We start from the raw sequence: 24906 nt of genomic DNA, 5'->3' as shown, positions 1-24906 counted from the left end.
CCCAGGGGCCGGCGCGCCGCGGGCCGTCATTCATTCTGCACGTCTTGCGCTCCCAGCTGGCCCGGGCGACGGCGACGGCGACGACTGCCCGCGCAGCTCGCCCATGCGCCGCCCGTGCGCCGCCGGAAATAAGTGCTTGCATCTCGGGCGTGTCCCGGGCAAACATGGCCGCGCTTCCGCACCTGCGTCCAGGACAATGCCTCTCCTCGAGCTCGCATCGATAACGAAGCAGTTCCCGGGCGTGAAAGCCCTCGACGGCGTCTCGTTCGACCTCCAGGAGGGCGAGATTCACGCCCTCTGCGGCGAGAACGGCGCGGGCAAGAGCACCCTCATCAAGACCCTGTGCGGCTACTACCCGGCCGGCACGTACGGCGGCGAGATCCGCTTGAACGGCCGCGTCGTGGAGTTCAGCAGCATGCGCGACGCCGAGGAGCACCGGATCGCGCTCATCGCGCAGGAGCTCGCGCTCGTCCCCGACCTCACCGTGGCCGAGAACCTGGTGCTCGGGCGCGAGCCCGTCCGGGGAGGGCTCATCGACTGGGACGCGGTGCGGGCGGTGGCGCGGCAGGCGCTCGCGCGCGTGGGGCTCGACGTCGACCCCGAGCGCCCGATCAAGGACCTTGGCATCGGCCAGCAGCAGATGGTCGAGATCGCGAAGTCGCTGCTCAAGGACGCGAAGATCCTCGTCCTCGACGAGCCCACGGCGGCGCTCACCGACTCCGGCGTGAGGACGCTGCTCGGCCTGCTGCGCGACCTGCGCGCCCGCGGCGTCTCCTGCATCTACATCAGCCACCGTCTCGAGGAGGTCTTCGAGATCGCCGATCGCATCACCGTCCTCCGGGACGGCAAATCGATCACGACGCAGACGCGGACCGAGCTCTCGCCGGACAAGGTCATCTCGTTCATGGTCGGGCGCGAGGTGACGAACCTCTATCCCTGCCCGCCGCCGCCGGAGGGTCCTGTCGCGCTCTCGGTCGAGCGCTGGTCGGTCGAGGACGCGGGGCACCCCGGGCGGTTCGTGCTGCGCGACGTGAGCTTCGAGGTGCGCGCCGGCGAGGTGCTGGGCGTCGGCGGCCTCATGGGCGCCGGGCGCACCGCGCTCGTCTCGACGATCTTCGGCGCGGCCCAGAGCCGCGTCACCGGCGCGATCTCGGTCTGCGGAGGGCCCGCCTCGCCGCCGTTCACGGCGCCCGCCCGGGCCATCGACGCGGGCATCGCGCTCGTCAGCGAGGATCGCAAGCGCTACGGCCTCGTGCTCGAGGCGACCCTCCTCGACAACATCACGCTCGCGACCCTGCGCCGGTTCGTGAAGGGGCTCTTCCTCGATCACACCGCGCGGGAGGCCACGGCGGTCGAGCAGATGAGGGCGCTCAGGACCAAGGCGCCGGGGCCGCTCGCGCTCGCGAACCAGCTCTCGGGCGGCAACCAGCAGAAGATCGTCATCGGCAAGTGGCTGATGACGGGGCCGCGCGTGCTCCTGCTCGACGAGCCGACCCGGGGCATCGACGTCGGGGCGAAGGCGGAGATCTACCAGCTGATTCACAAGCTCGCTTCGGACGGGCTCGCCGTGGTGCTCGTCTCCTCCGATCTGCCGGAGCTGCTCGGCATGAGCCACCGCGTGCTGGTGCTCACCCAGGGCAGGGCGACCGCCTGCCTCGACCGGAAGGACGCCACCGCCGAGCGCGTGATGGCTGCAGCAACGAGGAAGGTGACGGAATGAGCGAGGCGAAGCTTCGCGTGCGTATCCCCTGGCGCGCCCTCTCGATGGTGGGCTCGCTCATCGCGATCTGGGTCGCCTTCTCGATCACGACCGACGGCACGTTCGTGACGTCGCGCAACCTGACGCTGCTCGCGCGGCAGATGTCGGTGACCTCGATCCTGGCCATCGGCATGGTGATGGTCATCGTCGCGGGGCAGATCGACCTCTCGGTGGGCGCCCTGGCCGGCCTGCTCGGCGCCACGTCGGCGATCATCTACGTGAACCTCGACTGGCCGCTGCCGGCGGCCTTCCTCCTGCCGCTCGCCCTCGGGGCGTTCCTTGGCTTCGTGCAGGGGACGCTCGTGGCGCGGCTGCGCATCCCTCCCTTCATCGTCACGCTCGGCGGGATGCTCATTTTCCAGGGCGCCATGCTCGGCACCACCGGGGGCGTCTCCGTGTCGCCGGCGCGGCCCTACCTGTTCGTCGGCCAGGCGTACGTGCCGCACGCGCTCGGCTGGGCGGGCGCGGGCCTCCTCTCCGTCGTGCTGCTGTACAAGGCGGTGCGCGCGACCGGCTCGGCGCGCCTCCCGTGGCTCGGGCTCACCGCGTTCACCCTCGCGTTCGCCGCGCTGATGAACTCCTACCAGGGGGTCCCGTTCCCCGTGCTGGTCGTCATCCTGCTCGCGGCCGCGTTCACGGTGCTGGCGAGGCACACGACGTTCGGGCGGCACCTCTACGCGATCGGCGGCAACCGCGAGGCGGCCTTTTACTCCGGCATCAACATCGATCGTCACCTCATCGCGGTGTTCACGCTGATGGGCGTGATGGCGGCCATCGCGGGCATCGTGCTCACCGCCCGGGTCGGCTCGGCGACCTCGGACGCCGGCCGGATGATGGAGCTCGACGCCATCGCGGCCGCCGTGATCGGCGGCACGTCGCTCCTCGGCGGGCAGGGCACCATCTGGGGCGCGCTGCTCGGCGCGCTCGTCATGGCCTCGCTCGACAACGGCATGAGCCTGATGAACACCGAGAGCTTCTGGCAGCCGATCATCAAGGGCGTGATCCTCATCCTCGCCGTCGGCATCGACATGGCCAGCCGCAAATCCCGCTCCCACTGAGCGGCGGCTCACCCGCTTCGGATACGGGCCCATCTCGACGTTTTCGGTGCTCGGCGTACTGGAGTACGCCTGTGCGCCGAAAACGCCGATCTGGGCCCGTCTCCTGTGCGGGTGAGCCGCCGCTCGGGGGCTCGTGAGAGGGCGGTCGGGGGGCTCGTGAGAGGGCGGTCGGGGGGCTCGTGAGTTGGGGGGCAGGGGCTCGTGAGCCGCCGTTCGGGGGCTCGTGAGCTGGCGGTCGGGGGGCTCGTGAGCTGGGGGGCGGGAGGTGGGGGTCTGTCCGGCGCATAGAGGGGGCGGAGAGGAAGAGTTGCGTCTGGTGCGACGGGGGGCCGTCGGTCGCATCCAATCGGCACCTGCAGAGGGCATGGACCGGCAGGAGGACGAGGAGGACGCATGGCCGACCAAGGGAAGAAGAATGAAAGCCCGAACATCGCCCCGAACAGCAAGGTCGCAAGCCTGGAACCCCACCGCGAGGACCTGACAGGCACCATCCTCTCGACAGACCAGGGCATCCGGATCGACAGCACCGATGACTCCCTCAAGGCTGGGGCCAGAGGGCCATCCCTCCTTGAGGATTTTCATCTACGGGAAAAGATCACGCATTTTGATCATGAGCGGATCCCGGAGCGCGTCGTCCACGCGCGGGGCTCGGGGGCGCACGGGTACTTCCAGGTCTATGAGCCGATGGCCGAGTACACGAGGGCAGGGTTCCTTCAGGACCCGAGCGCCAAGACGCCGGTCTTCGTCCGGTTCTCCACCGTGGTCGGCTCGCGCGGGTCGGCAGACACAGTCCGCGACGTGCGCGGCTTCGCGACGAAGTTCTACACCGAGGAGGGGAACTTCGATCTCGTCGGCAACAACATCCCGGTCTTCTTCATTCAGGACGGCATCAAGTTCCCGGACGTCATCCACGCGCTCAAGCCGGAGCCGGACCGGGAAATCCCACAGGCCTCGTCCGCTCACGACACCTCCTGGGACTTCATCTCGCTGATGCCGGAGTCGACCCACATGGCCCTGTGGGTGCTCTCGGATCGCGCCATCCCGCGGAGCTTCCGCATGATGGAGGGCTTCGGCGTCCACAGCTTCCGCTTCGTCAACGCGCTGGGCAAATCGCGCTTCGTCAAGCTGCACTGGAAGCCGCTCCTCGGCGTGCACTCCCTCGTCTGGGACGAAGCGCAGGAGCTCGCCGGCAGAGACCCGGACTACCACCGCCGCGACCTCTGGGACGCCATCGAGCGGGGGGACTACCCCGAGTACGAGCTCGGGGTGCAGATCATCGAGGAAGAGGACGAGTTCGCCTTCGACTTCGATCTGCTCGACGCGACGAAGATCGTGCCGGAGGAGCTCGTGCCAGTGCGCCGCATCGGCAAGCTGACGCTGAACCGCAACCCGGACAACTTCTTCGCCGAGACCGAGCAGGTCGCATTCCACACGGCCAACGTCGTGCCCGGGATCGACTTCTCCGACGATCCCCTGCTCCACATCCGGAATTTCTCGTACCTCGACACCCAGCTCCTCCGGCTCGGCGGCCCGAACTTCCCGCAGATCCCCATCAACCGCCCCCTCGCCCCAGTGCACAACCAGAACCGGGACGGCTTCATGCAGCAGCGGATCAAGCAGGGCCGCGCACACTACCTCCCGAACTCGCTCGCCGGCGGCTGCCCTGTGACGGCGTCGTGGCAGACGGGCGCCTTCGTGCACTACCCCGAGCGGGTCGTCGGGCTCAAGCTGCGCGAGCGGAGCGAGAGCTTCAAGGACCACATCACCCAGGCGAGGCTCTTCTGGAACAGCCTCTCTGTGCCCGAGAAGAGACACCTGGTCAGCGCGGCGCGCTTCGAGCTCGGCAACGTGGCGACCCGGGACGTCCGCGAGCGCATGGTCGCGCGGCTCGGCGAGGTCGACGCTCAGCTCGGCAGGCTCGTCGCCGAGGGCCTCGGCGTCGCCCCGCCCGCGGGCCAGCCTCAGGCGCCCTCGAAGGGCGGGGCCGCGGGCAAGCGCTCCGTGGACGCATCACCGGCGCTCAGCATGGAGAACACGGTGAAGAACACGGTGAAGAGCCGGCTCGTCGCCGTGCTCGCGGCCGACGGGTTCAGCGGCGCCGAGCTCGCGGCGGTGCGGGCGGCGCTCGCGGCGGCCGGGGCGCATGCGCAGGTCGTGTCGACGCGCCTCGGACCGATCCTCGGGGACGACGGGAGCACCGTGGAGGCGGACAGGACGCTGCTCACGACGAAATCCGTCATGTTCGACGCGGTCTACGTCCCCGGCGGGCGCGCCAGCGTCGAGGCGCTCGCGGCGATCGGCGAGGCGGTCCACTTCGTCAACGAGGCGTTCAAGCACTGCAAGGCGATCGGGGCGACGGGCGACGGCGTCGCGCTCCTCTCGTCGTCGCTCATCCGCGGCGTGGCGCTCGCCGACACGCCGGCCGCAGGCCCGCTCCTCTCCGACAAGGGCGTGATCACCCTGCGCGATCCCGCCGGGCTCACGCCGTTCACCCACGAGCTCCTCCGGGCGATCGCGCAGCACCGCCACTGGGACCGCGAGGACATCGCCCAGATCCCCGCCTGATATCTCGTCGGCGAGGCAGATCCCTGGCAGGATCTCTGACCCGCGGTGCTAGGGCGCCCCGAGCTCCGCGATCTCCTGCTCCAGCTGCTCCCACTCGGCCATGAGCGCGTCGATGCGCGGCCCGAGCGCCTCGTCCTCGGCGTTCAGCGCCGCGATCTCCGCCTGCCCCGTGCGCTCGAAGAACCCGTCGCCGCAGTAGAGGTCGTGGATCGCCTTCTTCCGCGCCTCCGCCGCCTCGATCGCCGCGAGCACCTTGTCGCGCCGCCCCGGGAGCTCCTTCTGCCGGTTGCGCCGCCGCTTCTGCTCCTCCCACGAGCCGCCCGCCTCGGGCGCGGTGGCCGCCTTCTGGTGCTCGCGCTTCGCCTTGAGCACCACCGTGTCGGCGTCGAGGTGATCGTCGCCGCAGCCGGTCAGGTACTCCTCGTAGGTGCCCAGGAAATCGCGCGGCCCAGCCGTCGTGACCTCGAGGATGCGCGTCGCCAGCTCGGACACGAAGAAGCGATCGTGCGAGACGAAGAGCACCGTCCCCTCGAAGGCCTTGAGCCCCTCGACGAGCCCGTGGATCGCCTCGAGATCGAGATGGTTTGTCGGCTCGTCGAGCACGAGCACGTTGGGCCGCTCGACGAGGATCCGGCAGAAGATGAGCCGCGCCGCCTCGCCGCCGGAGAGCGAGCCGACGCTCTTCTCCACGTCGTCGCCCGAGAACAGCGCCTTGCCGAGCTGGCCGCGGACGTAGCTCGGCGACTCGTCAGGGCACGCCTCCCACAGGAAGGAGAGCGGCGTCATCGATCCGTCGACGAGCAGCTCGCGGTGATCCTGGGCGAAGTAGCCGACGCGCACCTCGTGCCCCCACGACGCGCCGCCGGCGTCGGGCGCCAGGCGATCCACGAGGATCTTGAGCAGCGTGGATTTGCCGAGCCCGTTCGGCCCGATCACCGCGACCCGCTCGCCCCGCCGCACCGACAGCGACACGTCGCGCAGCACCTGCTTGTTGCCGTACGCCTTCGAGATGCCCCGCGCCTCGAGCACGTCGCGCCCGCTCGGCCGCTGGACCGCGAACCGGAACGACGGCGTGCGCCGCGACGTGTCGGCGAGCTCCTCGACCTCGATCTTCTCGATCTGCTTGAGCCGGCTCTGCGCCTGGCGCGCCTTGGTCGCCTTGGCGCCGAACCGCTCCACGAACGCGCGCTTGTCGGCGATGATCTTCTCGGCGCGCGCGATCTCGGCCTGCTTGCGCTCGCGGATCGCCTGCTTCTCGACCACGAAGGCGGCGTAGTTGCCCGTGTAGAGCGTGATGGTCTCGTAGTCGACGTCGAGGATGTGCGTGGCGACGTTGTCGAGGAAGCGCTGGTCGTGCGAGATGACGACGGCGCACCCCTTGTAGCCGGCGAGGAACTTCTCGAGCCACCGGATCGACAGGATGTCGAGGTGGTTCGTGGGCTCGTCGAGCAGGAGCACGTCCGAGCCGCCGAGGAGGACCTGGGCGAGGAGCACGCGCAGCTTGAAGCCGCCCGACAGCGTGGAGAGCGACCTGCGGTGGGCCTCCACGGGGATGCCGAGCCCCTCGAGGACGGCGCTCGCGCGCGCCTCCAGGGTGTAGCCGTCGTGGGCGCGGATGCGGTCCTCCAGGTCGGCGACCCGGCCGGCGTCGCCGCCTTCCTCCGCGAGGTGGCGCGACTCGACGAGCGCGTCCCAGACGACGCGATCGCCCATCATCGCGAGATCCAGGATGATCTGGTCGTCGTCGAGGAACCGGTCCTGCCGGAGCACGCCCACGCGGGCGTCCTTCGGCAGGCTGACGTTCCCCTCGGTCGCGGGCTCGTCGCCGGCCACGATCTTGAGGAAGGTGGTCTTCCCCGAGCCGTTGGCGCCCACGAGGCCGTAGCGGGACCCCGGGTTCAGCTTGAGCGAGACGCCCTCGAAGAGGGTCCGATCACCGAAGGATTTCGCGAGGTTGGACGTTCCGAGCATGGCGCTTTGGGGGCTTGGGCCGCGCGGCGCGGCGCGCGCCGTCAGGAGCGGCGCGGTGCGCGGCGCCGCGGGGGGCAGAGGCATAGCACTGCGCCCCGGGAGAGCGGGGGGTTCGTGCGCCGCCGCGGTCGTCTACGGGCGCCATGCGTCGCCGCGGGAGCCCCACAGGCGCGGAGCGCGCCCGGCGAGGCCCCGGCGGCCGGACGGCGGCGCGTCAGTCGACGCGCTCGCACGCCACCTTGTCCGAGGCGGCGTCCTTGTTGTTCCCGTCGTTGCACTCGTTGATCGCGCCGTCCGGGTCGACGGCGCCGTAGATCAGGATCGAGAGGTTCCACGGGAACTTGGCGATGGTGGCGGTGAGGCTCACGCTCGCCCCCGGCGCGATCGGCCCCGCGACGACCTCCTCGTGGAGCACCGTCCCGCCCTGACCGGGATCGCCGGCGTAGTACCGGATCCGCACGTCGCTCGCGGGCGCCGAGCCGGCGTTTGTGATCGTCGTCGGGACGTCGACCTCCTGCGTGTTGCACTTCACGTCGCTCACCCGGCCGATCTCGATCTGGAGGTCCGGCAGCGCGTCGCCCTCGTCCACGACAAGGATCTGCTCGTTGTTGCCCTCGTTGCACTCGCGCTCGATGGCGCCCTCGTCGACGACCGCGCGCACGCGGCCGGGCAGCGTCGCCAGCGGGCTGTTCGCGGCGTTGTAGCTCACCGTGAGGAGCAGCGAGCTGTGCGGCTCGATGCTTGTCTGGAGGACCGCCTCCAGCGGGACGAGGGTCTCGTCGAGGAGCGGCTCCCAGCCGTCGGCGGCGTCCCACTCGCCGTAGAAGCTGAGGACGACGCCGGGGCCCACGCGCAGATCGCCGTCGTTCTTCACGCGCACGGTGATCTCGACGTGGTCGGTGAGCTCGCCGCAGGCCGCGTCGGGCGACGAGATCTGGATGGCGTCCAGCGCGAGGTCCGGCGCGATCCCGTACGACCGCGGGTTCGAGCGGTAGGTGTTGTAGACGCGGCCGCCGTACGTCTTCCAGCTCTCGGGCTCGCGCAGGGGGATGCCGCCGCTCTCGAGCACGTTCGTCACGTGGTAGCTGTGCTGGTTCCAGATGCGGCGGGCCGAGACCCAGGTGTCGGTGGGGCTGCCCCAGACCTCGAGGCCGTTGTTGTAATCGACGCCCTCGCGGCAGTTCTCGGACTCGTTCGAGGTGGCGAACACGATCTCGGCGTTGCCATCGTTGTCGACGTCGGCCACGACCGGGTACTCGGTCCGCGTGCGGCTCGGGGAGTGCTCCTTGAACAGGACGCTGGCGGTCACGCCGTCGTAGATGCGGAAATAGCACTCGTCGTTGTAGATGACCTCGGCGGCGCCGTCGCCGTTGAAGTCGAACACGCTCGACCCGGTGGCGCGGCTGGAGTTGTCCTCGATGACGCGCCGCCAGCCGTTGTGGTAGCAGACGCAGGTGCCCCGCTGCGTGTTGCAGGTCGCCGCGCCGGTGCCGCCGCAGTCCTCGTCGGTCGTGCACTCCTTCCCGTTCGGCGTCCGCGCGGGGTTGGCCGTCCCCGAGCCGTTGTCGTTGAGCGCGTTCGGCCACTCCGGGCACTCCGCCGTCGGTGCCTGAAGGTCGAGCATCACGTAGCGCCCGCCGAACGCCGTGCCGACCTCGGGGAAGCCGTCGCCGTCGAAGTCGTCCACGTTCGGCGCCCCGCCGTCGAAATTGGCGCTCGCGCCCATCGCCGAGCTGCGCGCGATCATGCCGTCCTGCCCGTTCAGCACGAAGAAATACCCGTTGTTGAACAGGATCACCTCCGGGAGCTGGTCGAGCGGGTTGCTCGGTCCGGGCGCGGCGCTCTGGTCGGCCCCGAGGACGTCGGCCACGGCGCAGAACCCGTCGCGGCGGAGGTCCGGGATCTTCTTCGCGCCGAGCTCGTCCACGCCGTTGACGGTCTGCCCGTCCCATTCCACGACGAGCTCCCCGTTGCAGAACGCGGTCGCCTCCGGGTCCGTGTAGGGGGGCGCGCACTCGGCCCTGCTCGTCACGCCCTCCGGCGGGCGGGGCAGGGCGTAGGCGGTGCTGCCCGCGACGATCTCCAGCCGGTGGTCGTCCTTGATGTTCGCCACGCACGCGATGGGGCCGAGCCGGTTGGCCGCGTTCGCCGGATCCCCCTGGATCCCCTGCGCCGCCTTGCCCACGAACTTGTCGACGATCGAGAGCGCGCGGGTCGTCGCGTCGACGCGGAGCGTGAACACGCGCGCCCCGACCACGATCTCCGGGAGCCCCGCTCCGTCGATGTTGGCGATCGCCGGCGCCGGCTCGTTGTAAACGTCGGTGGATAGCCAGAGGTCGTTCGCGACGAGCCGGGTCTCGCCCGTGTTGGTGAAGATCTGGAGCCCTCGCGACTCGGTGATCGCGACGATCTCCGGGACGCCGTCGTCGTCGAGATCGCCGACGGCCAGCGAGGCGGTCGGCATCAGCGTCGCGTCGGCGCAGAGGTAGTTCGCGTTGAAGGCCTCGCCTTCCTGCCATACCTGCGCACCGAGCACCGCGAAGTAGTTGCGCCCCTTGTTGGGTCCGCCGCCGTGGATCGCGCGGAGGACCCCGCTATCTCTGTACGTCGAGCCGCAGAACGTCGTGAAGATGATCTCGGGGAAGTCGAGCTCGTTGATGAGCCCGTCGCCGTTGTCGTCATCGAGGTTGGCGACGAGCGGGGTCATGACGTTCTGCGCCGAGATCGGGAACGGGCTGTCGACGGCGTCCGTGTTGGCGCGGTTCTTCCCTCCCCACGTGAACTCGACCTCCGGCAGCACGCTCGCGAACGGCTCCGGGGGCAAGAGGCACGTGGGCGCGGCGCCGGTGCCGGAGCAGGAGCCGACCTCGCAGGCGGCGTAGGTGGGGCAGTCCCAGTCGTCCTCGCAGGGGCAGCTCGCGTTCCCCATGCCGTCGTCGGTGCAGGTGCTCTCGTAGTAGGCCTCGCCGCCGCACGTGAAGAGCTCGCTCGTGGTGCTGCCGTTGGAGACGCACGTGAGGAGGTCCTCGCCGTCGCACGTCCGCTCGCCGGCGGTGCAGGCGTCGGCGACGCAGATGGTGCCGTTACAGAACTGGTTGAAGGGGCACCGGAGGTCGTCCTCGCAGCTGATATCCACGCAGATGGCGCCCCCCTCCGGGGTCATCTGGCATTGCTCGGTCGGGTCGCAGGTGAGGTCGGCGCAGGTGTTGTTGACGCAGGTGCCCTGTCCGTCCTCGATCTCACAGCGCTGATCCGGCCGGCAGTCCACGTCTCCACAGCCGCTCTCGACGCCGCCCGCCCCGCCGCTGCCGACCGTGGCCCCGACGAACCCGCCGCCGGTGCCTCCGCTCGTGCTGCCGGCGCCCCCACCGCCCTCGCCCGGGCTCGTCACGATCTCAGGATTGCTGCAGGCCGTTGCAGCGAGCCATAACCAAGGAAGCGCGAGGGGAAGCATCCGCCGGGGGCACGTGGGCATGAGACGATTGTACGGGCGCGCAGTCGACATGGAAGCGCGTTCGCGCGCGACTTCGTGCGGCGAGTGGGAGCTCTGCCCACGATGGGCGTGGCCCGCGGCGGGGGTCTCGCACGGCGCGCGCGCGGGGGAGCGCGCCGCGCGCGCCGTGCGGGACGGCCACGGTGGGGGCGCCGCGAAGGGTTACGCCGAGGGTTTACGCGAGGAACGCCCGGGCGCGTTGAAGCGCGCTTTCGCTTCCCGGTCCGCGCGTCACGCCCCGCCGCGCTCGAGCGCCTCCTGCAGCGCGCGCACCTCGCGCGCGAACGCCGGCTCGGTGCGCAGCGCGGCGGTTCGCTCCGCCGGCAGCGAGAGCGTGTGGTCGGCGACGATGCGCGCCGGGCGCGGGGACAGCACGACGGCGCGCTCGGCGAGGTAGGCGGCCTCGATGATCGAGTGGGTCACGAAGAGCACCGTCATCCCGAGCTCGGCCCACAGGGCGCGGAGCTGATCGTCGAGCCGGCTCCGGGTGAGCTCGTCGAGCGCGGCGAATGGCTCGTCGAGCAGGAGCAGCCGCGGGCGCGTCACCATCGCGCGGGCCAGCGACACGCGCATGCGCATGCCGCCGGAGAGCTCGGCCGGGTACCGCGCGCCCGCGTCGGCGAGGCCGACCTGGAGCAGCGCGGCCCGCGCGGCGGCGCGGCGCTCCTCGACCGGCGCACCGGCGAGCTCGAGCGGCAGGGCGGTGTTCTCGAGGACGCTCCGCCACGGCAGGAGGTGCGCGTCCTGGAAGACGTACGCGATGGGCGCGCGCGCGCCGCCCGCGCCGCTCGCGCCCCCCTCGGCCTCGACGACGGCCGCGCCGGCGTCGGCGCGGTCGAGCCCGGCGACGAGGCGCAGCAAGGTGGATTTGCCGCACCCGGAGGGCCCGAGCAGCGCGACGAACGCGCCCGGCGCGACGTCGAGATCGAGGCCGTCGAGCACGACGAGGCCGGAGGCGCTGCCCCCCCGCGCGCGGCCGGCGTCGTCCAGCACCGGGAAGACGCGCCCGATGCCGGTCAGCCGCACGCGGACGCCGCCGCTCGCCATCGCCTTCGTCATCTGCGCCCGGCGTTCTATCCGCGCCGCCGCCGGTTGGCCAGCAGCGCGTGAGCCGCCGCGCGTGCGCGGACGAGCCGCCGCGCCCGCGCCGATCAGCTCGACGAGGCCGTGCGCACGCAGCGGAAGCCGCCGTCGGCGAAGCGGTAGTGCGCCTCGAAGCTCATGCGCGCCCAGGTGCGGAGCGACTGCGCGCCGTACATCCACGAGCCGCCGCGCATCACGAGCAGCGGCCTGTCCGGAGGCCGCGTGTTGCGCGGGTTGTGGGAGGGGCCGTCCGCATAGAAGTGCGGATCGTCGTAGTCCTCGCACCACTCCCACACGTTGCCGGCGAGGTCGAGGATGCCGTAGGGCGAGGCGCTCCCCGGCGTCGAGCCGACTGGCACCGTCCCGCCGTCGCGGTTGTCGTAGTTCGCGCGCGCCGGCCCCGGCTCGGCGCGCCCCCAGGGGTATCTGCGGCCGTCGGTGCCGCGCGCGGCCTTCTCCCACTCGGCCTCGGTCGGCAGGCGCTTGCCGGCCCAGTTGGCGTAGGCCCGCGCGTCGTCCCACGACACGTACACAACGGGGTGGTCCTCGAGGCCCGCGGGGATCTCGCCGCGCCTGAAATGGGAGAGGAACCGGCTCGCGTCGGCGTCCTCGGGGCGATACCCCGTCACGTCGACGAACGCCTTGAACTGCCGGTTCGTGACCGGCGTGCGGTCCATGTAGAAGGCGTCGACGTGGAGCTTCCTGCGCTGCTGCCCGCTCAGGAACGGCCCGCCGGGGACGAGGATCATCTGCTCGCCGGTCTTCTCGCGGACCGTCGGCGCGAGCTCGCGCCCGTCGGACGAGGGCCGCGCCGGCGAGGGCGAGAACTCCGCGAGCGCCTCGTCGAGCCGCGCCCGGAACTCCGCGCACGACGCCGGCCGCCCGGCGGGATCCTTCGCGAGCGCGTCGAGGATGAGCCGGTCGAGCGCCGGCGGGAGGTCGGGGCGGAGCGACGAGGGCGGCGCCGGCGGATCGGCGACGTGGGCCATCATCACGGCAAAGTGGTTGGGGCTGTCGAACGGCACCTGCCCTGTCGACAGCTTGTAGAGCGTCACGCCGAGGGAGTAGATGTCCGAGCGCGGGTCCGCGGCGTGGGGGCTCTTCACCTGCTCGGGCGACATGTAACAGCACGTCCCGAGGAACGCGCCGCTCAGGGTGTAGGTCGTCCCCTCGAGGATCTTGGCGATGCCGAAGTCGACGATCTTGGGCATCAGGCCGTCCTTGCCGGTCGTGACGAGGATGTTGTCGGGCTTGAGGTCGCGGTGGATGATGCCCATGCGGTGCCCCTCATCCATCGCGTCGAGGACCCCGCCGAACAGCGCGCGGATCTCCTGGAAGGGGATGCGCCCGCGCCACCGCTCGAGGTGCCGCACGAGGGTCGACCCCTCGACGTACTCCATGATGATCGCGAGCAGGTGCTCGCGCTCGACGAAGTCGTAGACGGCGACGACGTTGTCGTGGCTCCAGGAGCGGAGCACCCGCGCTTCCCGCGCGAACCGCCGCCGGATCTCGGGGTTGCCGGAGAGGTTCGAGTGCAGGCATTTGACGGCCACAACGCGCTCGCGGGCCCGGTCGTGGGCCCGGTAGACGACGCCCATGCCGCCCTCGCCGAGCGTCGACTCGATGCGGTAGACGCTGATCTCCGTGCCGGGCAGGAGCCGCACCGGCGGCAGCGGCAGCGAGGGTGGCGGCAGCCCCCCGGCGCCGAGATGTGTGGGGGGAAACGCCGTCGCCGCGAGGCCGGGATCGGTGACGAGATGGCCGCACGAGGGGCAGAAGCGAGCGTTCTCCGGGAGCGGAGCGCTGCAGCCGGCGCACCGGGGAGGGGTGTCCTGGCCCATCGGTCGCGGCGAGTCTCGCACAGGTCGGGGCCGTCGTGGGCGGCGAATGTGTGGCGCGCCGGGAGCGCCGGGAGCGGCCCCGGCCGCGGTGTGGACCGAGCGGCGCTCCGTGTGGACCGAGCGGCGCTCCGTGTGGACGAGCGGCGCTCCGTGTGGACCGAGCGGCGTGGTAGCGTCGCGCGATGAGCGCTCCGGGGGACGACGACGCCGATCGGCCCATGGGCGCGATCCACGCGGCGCTCGTCGCGGGCGGCACGATCGCGCCCCTGGTCATGGACGACCGGCAGACGTGCCTGTGGATGGATTGCGAGCTCGCGTCGCTCGTCGAGAACCGCTTCTTCGAGCGCGTCGATCCGGTGGCGCGCGGCGCCGAGCTGCGCGCCGTCTGGGAGCCGAGGGCGACGCGCGACGGCGCGCTGATCGGGACGCCTCATGCGGGCGCGCGCTACGTGCGCCCGTACTGGCTCATGCAGGGTGGCAGTCGGGTCGGCACCATCGCGCTGTCGACGGGCGCCCGCGGGGAGCGGCTGATCGAGGTCTCGAGCCTCTACGTGCTCCCCGCCCACCGCGGGCGCGGCGTCGCGGGCGCCGCGCTGCGCCGCGCGGACGTCGTCGCGTGGGCCCACGGCGTGCCCGGCGTGCGCGTGCAGACCTGCTGGGCGTGGCAGCCGGCGGTGCGGTTCTATCTCGGCCTGCGCATGTGGGTCGCCGGCTGGACGGACGCGCTCGTCTTCACGTGGCGCCGCGGGCTGCCCGCGCACGACATCGAGATCGGCGAGCGGGAGGCGACGTTCGCCGTCGTCGTCGACGGCCGGAAGGAGCACCTTATCCGCGCCTCGGTCGAGGGCGACCGGCTCGAATGGGTGGAGTCGCCCCGGATGGAGGCCTATCGCGGCGAGCCCTCCGACGTGGCGTATCTCGGCCCAGGGACGTTCGCTGTCGCCCTGGCGACGCGCGGCTTCCCGCTCGTCCGGTCCGAGGGCCTCTGGCGAGAGCGCCACCGTTCGTCCAGCGTCGGGGAGCCCGAGGGGCTCGCGTACAAGATCGAGCTCTTCGAGGCGGTCGATCGCAGCTTCGGCTTCGACGTCCGCACGCCGCGCATCCCGGGCCTCCTGTACCGAGCGTACGAAGACATCGACTGACGTGGCGCAGGTGGCGCACGCGGCGCACGCGGCGCGAGCGCCGGCGCCCGGTGGTGTAAGCTCCGGCGCATGGACGACTGGCTCCACCGCGCGCCGACCGCGTTCCGCGGCAAGCGCATCTTCCGGCTCGGCCTCGCGGCGAGCTACGGCATCGACGAGGGCGGGGTGCGCGGGTGAGCGGGGCGTCCATGGATCCGAGGGTCATCGCCTGCACCACCGTCTTTCCGGCGGATGCGGCGCGCCTGCTCGCCGAGGGGGTCGCGCCGCACGCGCTCGCGCTGCCTGCGGCGCGCTCGGCGGAGAACCTCGCCGTCGTCGCGCCGGATCCGGTCGTTCTGGGCGCCGAGGTGGTCTTTGGCCAGCCGCATCCGGACGACGTCTGCGCGGCCCCGCGCCTGCGCTGGGTGCACCTCAGCACCGCCGGCTATGCCCGTTACGATGTGGCCTCCGTGCGCGCCGCGCTCGCGGCCCGCGGCGCCGTCCTCACGACGAGCAGCGGTGTCTACGCCGACCCTTGCGCGGAGCACGCGCTCGCGTTCCTGCTCGCGGCCTCCCGGCGGCTGCCCGAGTGCCTCGAGAACCAGCTCGGCCCGCGCGGCTGGCCCGACGCGCCCGTGCGTTCGCGGAGCGCGCTCCTCCGCGGCCGGCGGGTGTTGCTCCTCGGCTTTGGCGCCATCGGCCGCCGCCTCGCCGCGCTGCTCGCCCCGTTCGAGGTGGATCTCTGCATCCTGCGGTCCCGTCCCCGCGGCGACGAGCCTGGCCGTGTCGTCGCGAGGGATGCGCTCGGCGACGCCTTCGCGTGGGCGGACCACGTGGTCTCGACCCTGCCTGACGCGGAGAGCACGCGGCGGCTCGTCTCGCGCGCGCTCCTCGCGCGGATGCGCCCCGACGCGTGGTTCTTCAACGTCGGCCGGGGCGCCACGGTCGACCAGGCGGCGCTGCTCGAGGCGCTGGAGGCGCACCGCCTCGCGGGCGCGTACCTCGACGTGACGGATCCCGAGCCGCTGCCGCCCGAGCACCCGCTCTGGCGCGCACCGGGCTGCTTCATCACGCCGCACACCGCCGGCGGGCGGCGCGAGGAGCCGGTGGCGCAGGTCGAGCATTTCCTGGCGAACCTGCGGCGGTTCGAGCGGGGGGAGCCGCTCGTGGACCGGGTGATCTGAGGCGGCGGCGCGCGGCTGCCTGCGGGCGGCTCGCTTGCCAACGAAACTGTTGCGGGCCGTGGGCGGCGGGGTAGGTTGACCCCATGCAGGCCAAGGCGAAGCTCGTCCGGGAGGTGGGCAACTGGGTGAGCGGCGAGCGCTTCTGGAACCGGGACCAGGAGATCTGGGATCTCAAGGAGCTCCTGGGCGAAGGGGCCAACGTCCTCATCGCAGCGCCCCGGCGGGTGGGCAAGACCAGCGTGATGCGGAAGCTCTGCGAGGAGCTCGAGCGAGGGAGCTACCGGTGCTTGTTCCTCGATCTGCAGAGGTCCCAGAGCGGCGAGGACGCGATCGTCGAGCTGGGCGTGGCCACGCGGCCTCACCAGACGCTCTGGGACAGGGCGAAGGAGCTCGTGCGGGACAAGGCCGAGCGGATCGAGTCGCTCGGCACCGAGGAGTTCAAGCTCACGTTTCGCGAGCACCTGAAGCAAGACTGGCAGGCCAAGGGCGAGCGCCTCTTCGACGCGCTCGCCGGCGACGACAAGGACAGGCCTGTCGTCATCTTCATGGACGAGCTGCCCATCCTGGTGAACCGGCTGCTCAAGGCGGACGAGCACATCATCACGCCTGAGCGCAGGAAGCTCACGGACGAGTTTCTGTCGTTCCTGCGCGCGCAGACCATCAAGCATCGATCGAAGATCCGGCTGGTCGTCGCTGGGTCGATTGGCCTCGAACCGGTGCTGCGCCAGGCCGGCCTGAGCGCCACCGTCAACACGTTCACCCCGTTCGAGCTGCGCCCGTGGGACGAGGAGACGGCGATGGGGTGCCTGGAGGCGCTGGCGAACAACTACAGCGTGGTGCTGCTCGAGGGGGCGGCGCGGCGCATGGTGGAGAAGCTCGGCTCCTGCATTCCCCATCACGTGCAGATGTTCTTCAACCACGTCTACAACGATACGAAGCGCCGCGCCCAGCAAGAGGTGTCCCTCGAGGACGTCGAGCGCGTCTACAAGCACAGCATGCTCAGCACGCGCGGGCACGCCGAGCTGAGCCACATGGAGGAGCGGCTCAAGCTGGTGCTCGGACAGCGAGACCTGCCGCTAACGCTGGATCTGCTCACCGAGGCGGCGGTCGTCGGGGTCCTGACGCCGGGGGCGTCGATGGCGCTTGCGAGGGACAACGCGGCGGCCGCGGAGCCGGGGGCGTCGGGCGAGAAGCTCCAGGACGTGCTGCGGCGGGTGATGGACGTGCTGAAGCACGACGGCTATCTGGTGGACAACGACGCCGGCGCGTTCGTCTTTGCGTCTCTCCTGTTGCGTGACTGGTGGAACGGGAGGTTCGCGTCCCAGTTCACGCCGGCCGCACAGCGAGGCGCGCCATGAACGCGCCGCTCATGAAGCACAACCCGGCGTTCCTCACGCCGGAGCAGCTGCGGTCGTCCTTCGTGGTGCGGAAGCGCGATCTCGACATCGTGCTCCAGTACATCCGCGACAGCACGGGGCCATCGAACCAGCACGTGCTCGTGCTCGGGTCGCGCGGCATGGGCAAGACGACCCTGGTGCGGATGCTGGCCGACACGGTGACGCGGGATCCGGAGCTCGGTGCGCGCTGGTATCCGCTCGTGTTCGGCGAGGAGAGCTACACGGTATCGACGATCGGCGAGCTCTGGCTCGAGGCGATCATGCACCTCGGCGATCAGACCGGGGACGCCCGCTGGCAAGCTCTCCATGACGAGCTGCGGGCCGAGCGAGACGACGACCGGTTGTGCGCGCGGGCGCTCGCGCAGCTGGTCGGGTTCGCCGAGGAGCAGGGGACGCGCATCCTGCTCATCATCGAGAACCTGCACATGCTGCTCGACGAGCAGATGTCCAAGAAGGACGCCTGGTCGCTGCGGCACACCCTGCAGAACGAGCCGCGCATCCTGCTGCTCGCCACGGCGACATCGCGGTTCGGCGCGATCCTCGACGAGGAGCAGGCGCTCTACGAGATGTTCGCGACCTACGCGCTGGAGCCGCTCGATCTGACCGAGTGCCGGGCGCTCTGGGAGGCGGTGGGCGGCGTGGAGGCGAGCGAGCGGCGCGTGCGACCGATGCAGATCCTGACGGGGGGCAACCCGCGGCTGCTCGGGATCCTGGCGTCGTTCGCGGCGAAGACGTCGCTGCGCCACCTGATGGAGAACCTGACGCAGCTCGTCGACGACAACACCGATTACTTCAAGAGCCACCTGGAGACCCTGCCAGCGACGGAGCGCAAGGTCTATGTGATGCTGGCGGACCTCTGGGCCCCGGCAACGGCGCGAGAGGTCGCCGAGGCAGCGCGGATGGAGGTCAACCAGGCGAGCGCGCTGCTGCACCGCCTGGTGGGCCGGGGGGCCGTGGTCGAGGAGGGGCAGGGGCGGAGGCTCAGGTATCGGCTGAGCGAGCGGTTGTACAACATCTATCACCTGCTCCGGCGCCGCGGGGCGGGCGCGGCGCGCGTGCGGGCGGTCGTGGATTTCATGGTCCACCTGTATGAGGGGGATGGCCTTGTCGGGCTGCTCGGGCGGATCGCGGAGGAGGCGAAGGGGCTCGGGCCGGAGGAGCGGAGGGACCATTTCGATGTGATGGAGGGGATCACGCGTCGTGTACGCGATCCCCAGCTGCGGCTCGAGCTCATCCGGTCGCTGGTCTTGCGGGTCGGCGTCTTGACCTGGCCGGATATCAGCGCGTCCCTCAAAACGACGCTCGAGGAAATGCTGCTCACAGAGGGCGCGCGCATCATGAAGGAGAGGAGTCTCCTTGAATCAGCGAAGCTGCTTGCAAAGTCGGATCATTACGCGGAAGCTGGAGCGGAGCTCGAACGCCTGGCTGAGGCCCAGGCCACTAGAAGAGCGGAGTGGTCTCGTTCTGCTGTGGCAGCGACGTATGCATATATGAAGGCCGAGCGGCCGCATGACGCGGAGCGTTGTGCAAGAAGATGGCTCTCCGTCAGGCCCAAGGATCCGGAGCTTGCCGGGCGGCTTGCGGTGGCCCTAGAGCAGTTGAACCCGCAAGACCTAGAGCGGCTCCAAGGCGAGTACGAGCATGCTGCGGCTGCTGGGGAGCGCTGGGCGTGGGTGGCAGTCGCTGCTGCGCGGCTGTTGCAGAAGAACCCGAACGGCGTTATGCAGGCATTCAACGAGGCGAGGTGCCGTCGTGTCATGAACCCGTTTCTATCGGCGATGGCCTGGCTCAGCACAATAGCTACTCAGTCTGAGGTCGATAGCGTGAGGTGGCAGCACGAGCATCAGAGGGAGCTGAAGCCGGCTTTCCCCTGGGCTGGACGAATACTCGCGTCATCGGACGAGCCGCCAGTGCGGATCGAGGGTGCCCTGTTGCTCGGCGTCATGGCCGGACTATGGGACGAGGCATTCCCACATGTTGAGCAAATTCTCTCCTCGGAGAAGGACACACATAAAGTCGCAGACAATCTGAGCGTCTTTCTCATGGAGACCGCCGCCGCGGGGCAGGTCGACCGAGCGCTGGCCCTCCTCGATGCATCCCCGGCCAAGCTCACGTTCGAGCCGCTCCTTGTCGCTCTCCGGCAGATCGCTGGGCAATCCGTTCACGCCCCTCCCGAAGTGCGGGAGGTCGTCTCCGACCTCATCCGGCTTATCGACCAGCGGCGTAAGGAGAGAGAAAAGGAAAGCTCCGAAGCGGTGCCCACCTCGCCCAGACATCACAATGCCAGCACGAAGCAGCAGCGTGCCGGCAAAGGTCGCGCTACGACGGAGAACTGAGCTGGAAGCAGCCTGTCCGGCGCCTCCAGCGCGCAGGTCACCATTTATTGAAGTTGAGCCGTCCGCCAGGATACGGTCGGTGCGTTTTGTGATCTCCTCGACCCTGGCGACCTCAGTGGGCGCGCCGCCGGCGCGGCGGTGAGCCCTCCGCTGCCTTGAGATCGCCCTCTCTGGCGCGCCGCCACCCGCTTCAAGGCCTGAGACGGCCAACTCGGCCGCCCAGCCGGCGATCTCAAGGCTTGAAACCGCTCTCTCGGCCGCCCAGCCGGCCGTCTCAAGCCTTGATCCGCCCCGCTGGGCCGCCGAGTCGGCCGTCTCAAGCCTTGAAACGGCCGACTCGGCCCCCGAGTCGCCCGCTGCAACGCTTGCATCAAGCGTTGCAGCGGGCCGCAGGCTCACGCGTCCGGCGAGGCCTCCAGCTGGCCCGCCGGTCCGGCCGCCGCCACGGGCGGCGCCGCCGGCTGGCCGGGCGGGAGCACGTCGCTCACGCCGCTCGCGCGGTGGACCTCGGCCAGGTCGTCGAAGAGGAGCGGCAGGAGCTCGGGCTTGCCCAGGTGGGCGAGCAGCCCGCGCACGAGGCTCTTGTTGGCGTTGTAGACACCCAGCCAGGCCTCGCGCGCGGTCGACACCTCGGGGCCGAGCTCGAGCCGCTCGACGCGCGTGGCGCGCTGCTGCCGCTCAATGATCCCGAGCTTCTCGTGCGCCTCCCTGAGCTCGGCCAGCCACACCTCCGCGCCCCGGATCCTCTCGCGGTGCTTCTCCAGCTCGTCGGCGATGTGCCCGACCGCCGCGGTCAGCTTCGTGATCCGCCGGCGCGCGAGGACGCTCGGCGCCTCGCCGCGGAAGAACACCTTGGGATCGACCGGCCTGCCCTTGAGCGAGTCGAGGTACGAGGCGAACCGCACGACGACGTCCCGCGCCTCCTCGAGCACCGCGCCGGTGTCGAGCTCCGGCGCGGGCTTGGGCTGGCGATCGAGGACGTCGGACATCGCCTGATCGGCCATGAGCTGCTTGCCGATCGCGAACTCGACCATGCCGTCGAGCGCAGGGAGCTTGCCCATCAGGACCGCGGCCATCTGCTCGCGGGCGAACTTACCGTAAATCTTCGTCTCGAAAGGATCGATATAGGGGTCTGCCACAGGCGCCTCCTTGGGTTGAGAAAAACGAGCCGATGCTCGCCGAGCGCGGCTGCCCTTCGCAAGACCATGGCAGGAATCCGGCGCATGGGGGTTGCGCCGGAGTAGCCCGGAGAGGTTCACAGGAAGGCGAGAAGGCGGGAAGATGATTGAGCTTTTCTGCCCGCCTCCCCGCCTCCCCGCCTCCCCGCCTCCCCGCCTTCCTGTTGAAATCCAGCCACCCCCGGCGCCGGCGTGGACCCGTCGGGCCTGGGCGCCGGGGCGGCAGCCTTCGCCTTCGCATCCGACCCCTACCGCGTCACTCGGGGCGCGCGGAGGCCCGCCGGCGTCGCAGGATCTCCTCGCGGTCACCTGCATGGACGCCCCGGGGGAACTCGCGCCGGTGTTGCTCGAGCAGCTGGCGCGCCGCGTCTCCTCCTCCCGAGGTGAGCGTCGTGATGGCCTGTCGCCACAGCCGGTCCTCGCGCCCGGACAGGGCGCCGCCGTCCTGGAGCGGATCGGGCGCTCGCAGCGGGCTCGACCGGCTGCGGCCTGTCGCCTCGGGAACGCCGCCCGCTGCGCCGGCGGCCTGTGGATCCGGCGCCGGCGCAGGTGCCCAGGGGAGGGCCCTGCCGCGCTGAACGGCCGCCTGGAGCTGCGGTGAGCGCCGCGAGCCCGCGTCGGCTGGCGGCGTCGCAACATCGCCTGTCCCACCCGGGGCGAACAGCACGAGAGCGCCCGCCGCGACGCCGGCGGCGGCGCTGGTCACCGATCTTCCGACAGCGCGTGTCGCCACGAGCGAGTTGCCCCGCGAGCTCGCTGCCTGGCTGGCATCGCCGCGGGACGGCGCGCGCCCGAGAGCGCGGCGAGCCCAGTCAAGCAACCGCCGCAGCCGATCTCCGTGGAGCGGCCTCGAGGAGGCGCGCACTTCGCCCGCGCCGAACGCGAGGGCGAGCGGCGCGATCAGCGCGCCGCGGCCGCGGTTCCGCGCCCGCCAGCGCCGCGCGGCGGCGTCGAGGCTCAGCCGCGCGAGCCGGAGGTGGTTCCACGCGGTGTTGCGCGGGATCGCGTGCTCGTGGGCGATGACCTGGACCGCCTCCTCCTCCAGGTCGTGCGCGACGAGGATCTCACGGCGCATCGGAGGGACCTCCAGGAGCAGCTCGGCGAGGAGGTCGCTCCGTTGCGCCTCGATGAGCCGTGTCTCGGAGTCCGGCGCATCGCTGGAGAGCCCGTCCAGCGCCTCCTCCGGCCACAGCTCTTCGCGCCGGCGATGGGCGCGCTTGCGCTCGTTGGAGGTGAGGTTGAACGCGATCCGCAGGAGCCAGGTGCGCACGCTGGCAAGGCGGGGATCGAACCGGGGCAACGACCGCGCGGCGCCGTGGAAGATCTCCTGGACCATGTCGTCCCGATCCGCGCCCCGGAAACCCCGCCGCTCCACGTAGCGGCGGATGGCGTCCTGGTGCTCGGCCATGATTGCCTCCAGGGTGAGCGGTGAGCTCTCGGCGGCGGCGTCGGTCTTGCGAGAAGGTTTCCCCATACCAGTCCAGTTACGTGGCGCGTCTGTTCGACATTTGAAAAACGTCATGCTCGGGCGGGCCGATCCAGGCCGGTCGTGCTCGCGTGTGCGCGCTCTGGACCATGCCGTGGAGGGGAGCGCGGAGCATTCCGGAGGAGCTACCAAAATTGGCTGACGGTTGAGCTGATTTCGTCGTTCGCTCCGGGCCAAGGCAGCTTGACCGCATGGAGCCTCACTCGTAGTGTGCCGGCGAGATGGGCTCCACGGGCCGGTTGCTCCTCGCGGTGGCCGCTGCATCTGTCGTGTGGAGTCTCGCGGCGGTGTCTGCCGGCGAAGATCGTCCTGCTGGACCGTCCGGAGCGGCTGCGGCGCGCTCCGGGGCCGAGGAGGCGTTCGCGCGAGGCGAGAGGGCGCGCCGCGCGGAGCGGTGGGCGGAAGCCGAGGCGGCGTATCGCGCCGCGTGGCAGGCGGATCCGCGGGCGGAGGTCGCGGGGGAGCTCGGGCTCTCCGAGCTCGCGCTCGGGCGGTTCCGGGACGCGGCGGAGCACCTGCGGGAGTCGCTGCTGGATCCCGCGACGCTCGCACCGGCGGCGCGGCGGCGCTTCTCCGACGGGCTCCGGCGGGCGGAGCGCGAGGTGTCACCCGCGACCGTCGCGGTGAACCGGCCCGAGGCCGAGGTGTTCATCGACGACCGGCGGATCGGCAGCGGACAGGGCATGTACTTCGTTTACGTCGAGCCGGGGCGGCACGAGGCGCGCGGCAGGCTCGAGGGGTATGTCGATGAGGTCTATCCGTTCGAGGCGCAGCGGGGCCGGGAGGCGATGATCGGCCTTCACCTGGAGCCCAAGCCCCCGCCGCTGGCTGCGGCTGCGCCGGCGGCTGCTGCGCCTGCTGCGCCCGCGCCGCCGAGCGGCCCGGCGGCGGGCACGGTGTTCCGCGTCGGCGGGATCGCGCTCGCGTCGGCCGGGGTTGTGCTGGGCGCAGGCATCCTGATCGAGGCGGCGGCGCGCGGCGATGAGGCGGCGGCGCTGGCGGACGAGATCCGCCGGCGCGGCGGGCCGGCGGCGTGCCTCTACCGCGAGCACGTAGCGGCGTGCGAGGCGCTGGGCGATAAGCACCGCGAACGCGACATGCTGGAGGCCGCTGCCTGGGCGAGCTTCATCAGCGCCGGCGTCGTCGGCGCGGTCGCGATCTCGTCGCTCTGGTGGGCCCCGGCGCCGGGCAAGCTCGCGGTGCGCGCGGCGCCGCTCGCGACGGCGCAGGGCGGGGGCGTCCTTGTCTCCGGCGTCTGGTAGGCGGAGAAGGAGACCGGGAGGAGGGCGGACCATGCGAAGCGTGCAGGGCTTGCTGTCGGGGCTGTTGCTCCTCGGCGTGGGCGTCGTGGCGGCGGCGGGCGGGTGCGGCGGCGGCGAGGGCTCCGACTGCGCGGAGGATCTCGTCTGCGAGATCCTCAACGACGACGGCACGAGCAACGGGCACTGCTGGGGCCGGTGCGTCCCCGAGCCTCCCGAGGGCATCAGCGCGCCGGTGCTCGTCTGGAGCGGGCCCGAGGTGCTCGCGCCGTCGTGCGACGATCTCGTCTGGACCGTCCCCGGCACCACGGGCGAGGTGGTGCGGCTCGGCCACGAGCCCGCTGTGTTCAGGGGGTGGGCGCTGCCCAGCGAGGGCCACGGCTGCCCCGCGTGCGCGTGCACCCCGCCGTCCTGCGCGCTGCCGTCCGAGGTGACGGCGAGCTCGCTGTTCATGTGCGGGGAGGGGCCCGAGGAAACACGGACGCCCTTCGCGCCCCCGCCGGGCTGGGACGGCGCGTGCGTGTCTCCGGGCTGGGTGGGGCCGGATCAGCTCGGCTCGCTTGCGATCGGTCCGACCCGCGCGCAGCCGTGCGCGCCGGTGGTCGAGGAGGCGCCAGTGCCCCGCGATGCGCCTGTGGTCGCGGCCGCGGTCGCATGCACGAGCAGGCTGGTCGCGGACCTGTGCGCGCTGCCCGGCCAGTTCTGCATGCTCTACCAGCAGCAGGACCATCTGCCCGAGGGGTGGCGGCACTGTGTCCGCGCACCGGGGGAAAATGTCCCGTGCGAGGCGGCTGCGGAGCCGGGGAATCCCTGGCCGACCTACTCGGAGAAGCTGGGGGTGTTCTACACGGAGGCGAACGAGACGCGCGACTGTACGCCGTGCTCCTGCAAGCCGCCGGAGACGAGCCGGTGCGAGGCGTTCGTGTCGGCCTACAAGGACGGCGCGTGCAGCGACATCCTCGTCGGCATCAGTGTCCCTGAGTCAGGGACCTGCGTGGATCCTGCGCCGGGTTACACGCTCGGGAGCCTGAGCGCGACGTGGATCGTCAACGAGCCCGGGCGCTGCATGCCGGAGGGGGGCACGCCGGTGGACGAACCAGAGGGCGAGGGGGCGGAGACGATCTGCTGCCTGCCCAGGGAAAGGTGATGCTGCCGGCGGAGCGCGGGCGCGGGAG

General features: G+C 71.1%; 15 protein-coding genes. 9 read left to right on the top strand and 6 right to left on the bottom strand.

The annotated features are described in order from the left end of the window. Window positions 1-196 precede the first annotated feature (196 nt). From WME75_RS29050 to WME75_RS29040, 3 genes are all read left to right on the top strand, one after another. Window positions 197-1720, top strand: a complete 1524-nt coding sequence (locus WME75_RS29050; protein WP_437477757.1) for a sugar ABC transporter ATP-binding protein — start codon at window positions 197-199, stop codon at window positions 1718-1720. After that, the gene (locus WME75_RS29045) at window positions 1717-2817 is read left to right on the top strand and encodes a sugar ABC transporter permease (protein WP_437477755.1); all 1101 of its coding nucleotides are present in this window, start codon (window positions 1717-1719) and stop codon (window positions 2815-2817) included. Before WME75_RS29050 ends, WME75_RS29045 begins: the two co-directional genes overlap by 4 nt. 393 nt (window positions 2818-3210) lie before the next feature. Beyond that, window positions 3211-5382 (top strand): catalase, encoded by a 2172-nt coding sequence (locus tag WME75_RS29040; RefSeq protein WP_437477752.1) that lies wholly within the window; start codon window positions 3211-3213, stop codon window positions 5380-5382. A 48-nt stretch (window positions 5383-5430) separates the two neighbouring features. Here the strand turns inward: WME75_RS29040 and WME75_RS29035 are convergent, their stop codons facing one another. The 4 genes from WME75_RS29035 to WME75_RS29020 all read right to left on the bottom strand — a co-directional run bounded on the left by WME75_RS29035 (window position 5431) and on the right by WME75_RS29020 (window position 13770). Further along, the gene (locus WME75_RS29035) at window positions 5431-7353 is read right to left on the bottom strand and encodes an ABC-F family ATP-binding cassette domain-containing protein (protein ID WP_437477749.1); all 1923 of its coding nucleotides are present in this window, start codon (window positions 7351-7353) and stop codon (window positions 5431-5433) included. A gap of 214 nt (window positions 7354-7567) precedes the next feature. Beyond that, window positions 7568-10744, bottom strand: coding sequence for a CARDB domain-containing protein (locus WME75_RS29030; protein WP_437477746.1), 3177 nt, complete (start codon window positions 10742-10744; stop codon window positions 7568-7570). A gap of 333 nt (window positions 10745-11077) precedes the next feature. Continuing rightward, on the bottom strand, window positions 11078-11905 hold the full coding sequence (locus tag WME75_RS29025) for an ABC transporter ATP-binding protein (protein ID WP_437477744.1): 828 nt from the start codon (window positions 11903-11905) through the stop codon (window positions 11078-11080). Between the two features lie 92 nt (window positions 11906-11997). Next, on the bottom strand, window positions 11998-13770 hold the full coding sequence (locus WME75_RS29020; RefSeq protein WP_437477741.1) for an SUMF1/EgtB/PvdO family nonheme iron enzyme: 1773 nt from the start codon (window positions 13768-13770) through the stop codon (window positions 11998-12000). A 182-nt stretch (window positions 13771-13952) separates the two neighbouring features. On the opposite strand from WME75_RS29020, the gene WME75_RS29015 reads away from it, so the two are divergent. From WME75_RS29015 to WME75_RS29000, 4 genes are all read left to right on the top strand, one after another. Then, window positions 13953-14912, top strand: a complete 960-nt coding sequence (locus WME75_RS29015; RefSeq protein ID WP_437477738.1) for a GNAT family N-acetyltransferase — start codon at window positions 13953-13955, stop codon at window positions 14910-14912. A 188-nt stretch (window positions 14913-15100) separates the two neighbouring features. Continuing rightward, on the top strand, window positions 15101-16075 hold the full coding sequence (locus tag WME75_RS29010) for an NAD(P)-dependent oxidoreductase (protein WP_437477735.1): 975 nt from the start codon (window positions 15101-15103) through the stop codon (window positions 16073-16075). Between the two features lie 83 nt (window positions 16076-16158). Next, window positions 16159-17433, top strand: a complete 1275-nt coding sequence (locus WME75_RS29005; protein ID WP_437477732.1) for an ATP-binding protein — start codon at window positions 16159-16161, stop codon at window positions 17431-17433. Further along, complete coding sequence (locus WME75_RS29000) at window positions 17430-19808, top strand: ATP-binding protein (RefSeq protein WP_437477729.1); 2379 nt, start codon at window positions 17430-17432, stop codon at window positions 19806-19808. The genes WME75_RS29005 and WME75_RS29000 overlap by 4 nt, the downstream gene beginning before the upstream one ends. Window positions 19809-20203: 395 nt before the next feature. Here the strand turns inward: WME75_RS29000 and WME75_RS28995 are convergent, their stop codons facing one another. Both WME75_RS28995 and WME75_RS28990 read right to left on the bottom strand, forming a co-directional pair. Next, window positions 20204-20947: a hypothetical protein gene (locus WME75_RS28995; RefSeq protein ID WP_437477726.1), complete on the bottom strand. Its 744-nt coding sequence runs from the start codon at window positions 20945-20947 to the stop codon at window positions 20204-20206. A gap of 295 nt (window positions 20948-21242) precedes the next feature. Further along, window positions 21243-22460, bottom strand: a complete 1218-nt coding sequence (locus tag WME75_RS28990; protein WP_437477723.1) for an RNA polymerase sigma factor — start codon at window positions 22458-22460, stop codon at window positions 21243-21245. 299 nt (window positions 22461-22759) lie between these two features. On the opposite strand from WME75_RS28990, the gene WME75_RS28985 reads away from it, so the two are divergent. After that, window positions 22760-23734: a hypothetical protein gene (locus WME75_RS28985; RefSeq protein ID WP_437477721.1), complete on the top strand. Its 975-nt coding sequence runs from the start codon at window positions 22760-22762 to the stop codon at window positions 23732-23734. Window positions 23735-23765: 31 nt separating this feature from the next. Continuing rightward, window positions 23766-24878, top strand: coding sequence for a hypothetical protein (locus WME75_RS28980; RefSeq protein WP_437477718.1), 1113 nt, complete (start codon window positions 23766-23768; stop codon window positions 24876-24878). The last annotated feature ends 28 nt before the right edge of the window (window positions 24879-24906 follow it).

The organism is Sorangium sp. So ce1014, from assembly GCF_051521505.1.
In the GTDB taxonomy this organism is placed as follows: Bacteria; Myxococcota_A; Polyangia; order Polyangiales; family Polyangiaceae; genus Sorangium.
The sequence above is the reverse complement of the archived record's forward strand: the minus strand, read 5'-3'. Positions and strand labels throughout refer to the sequence as shown.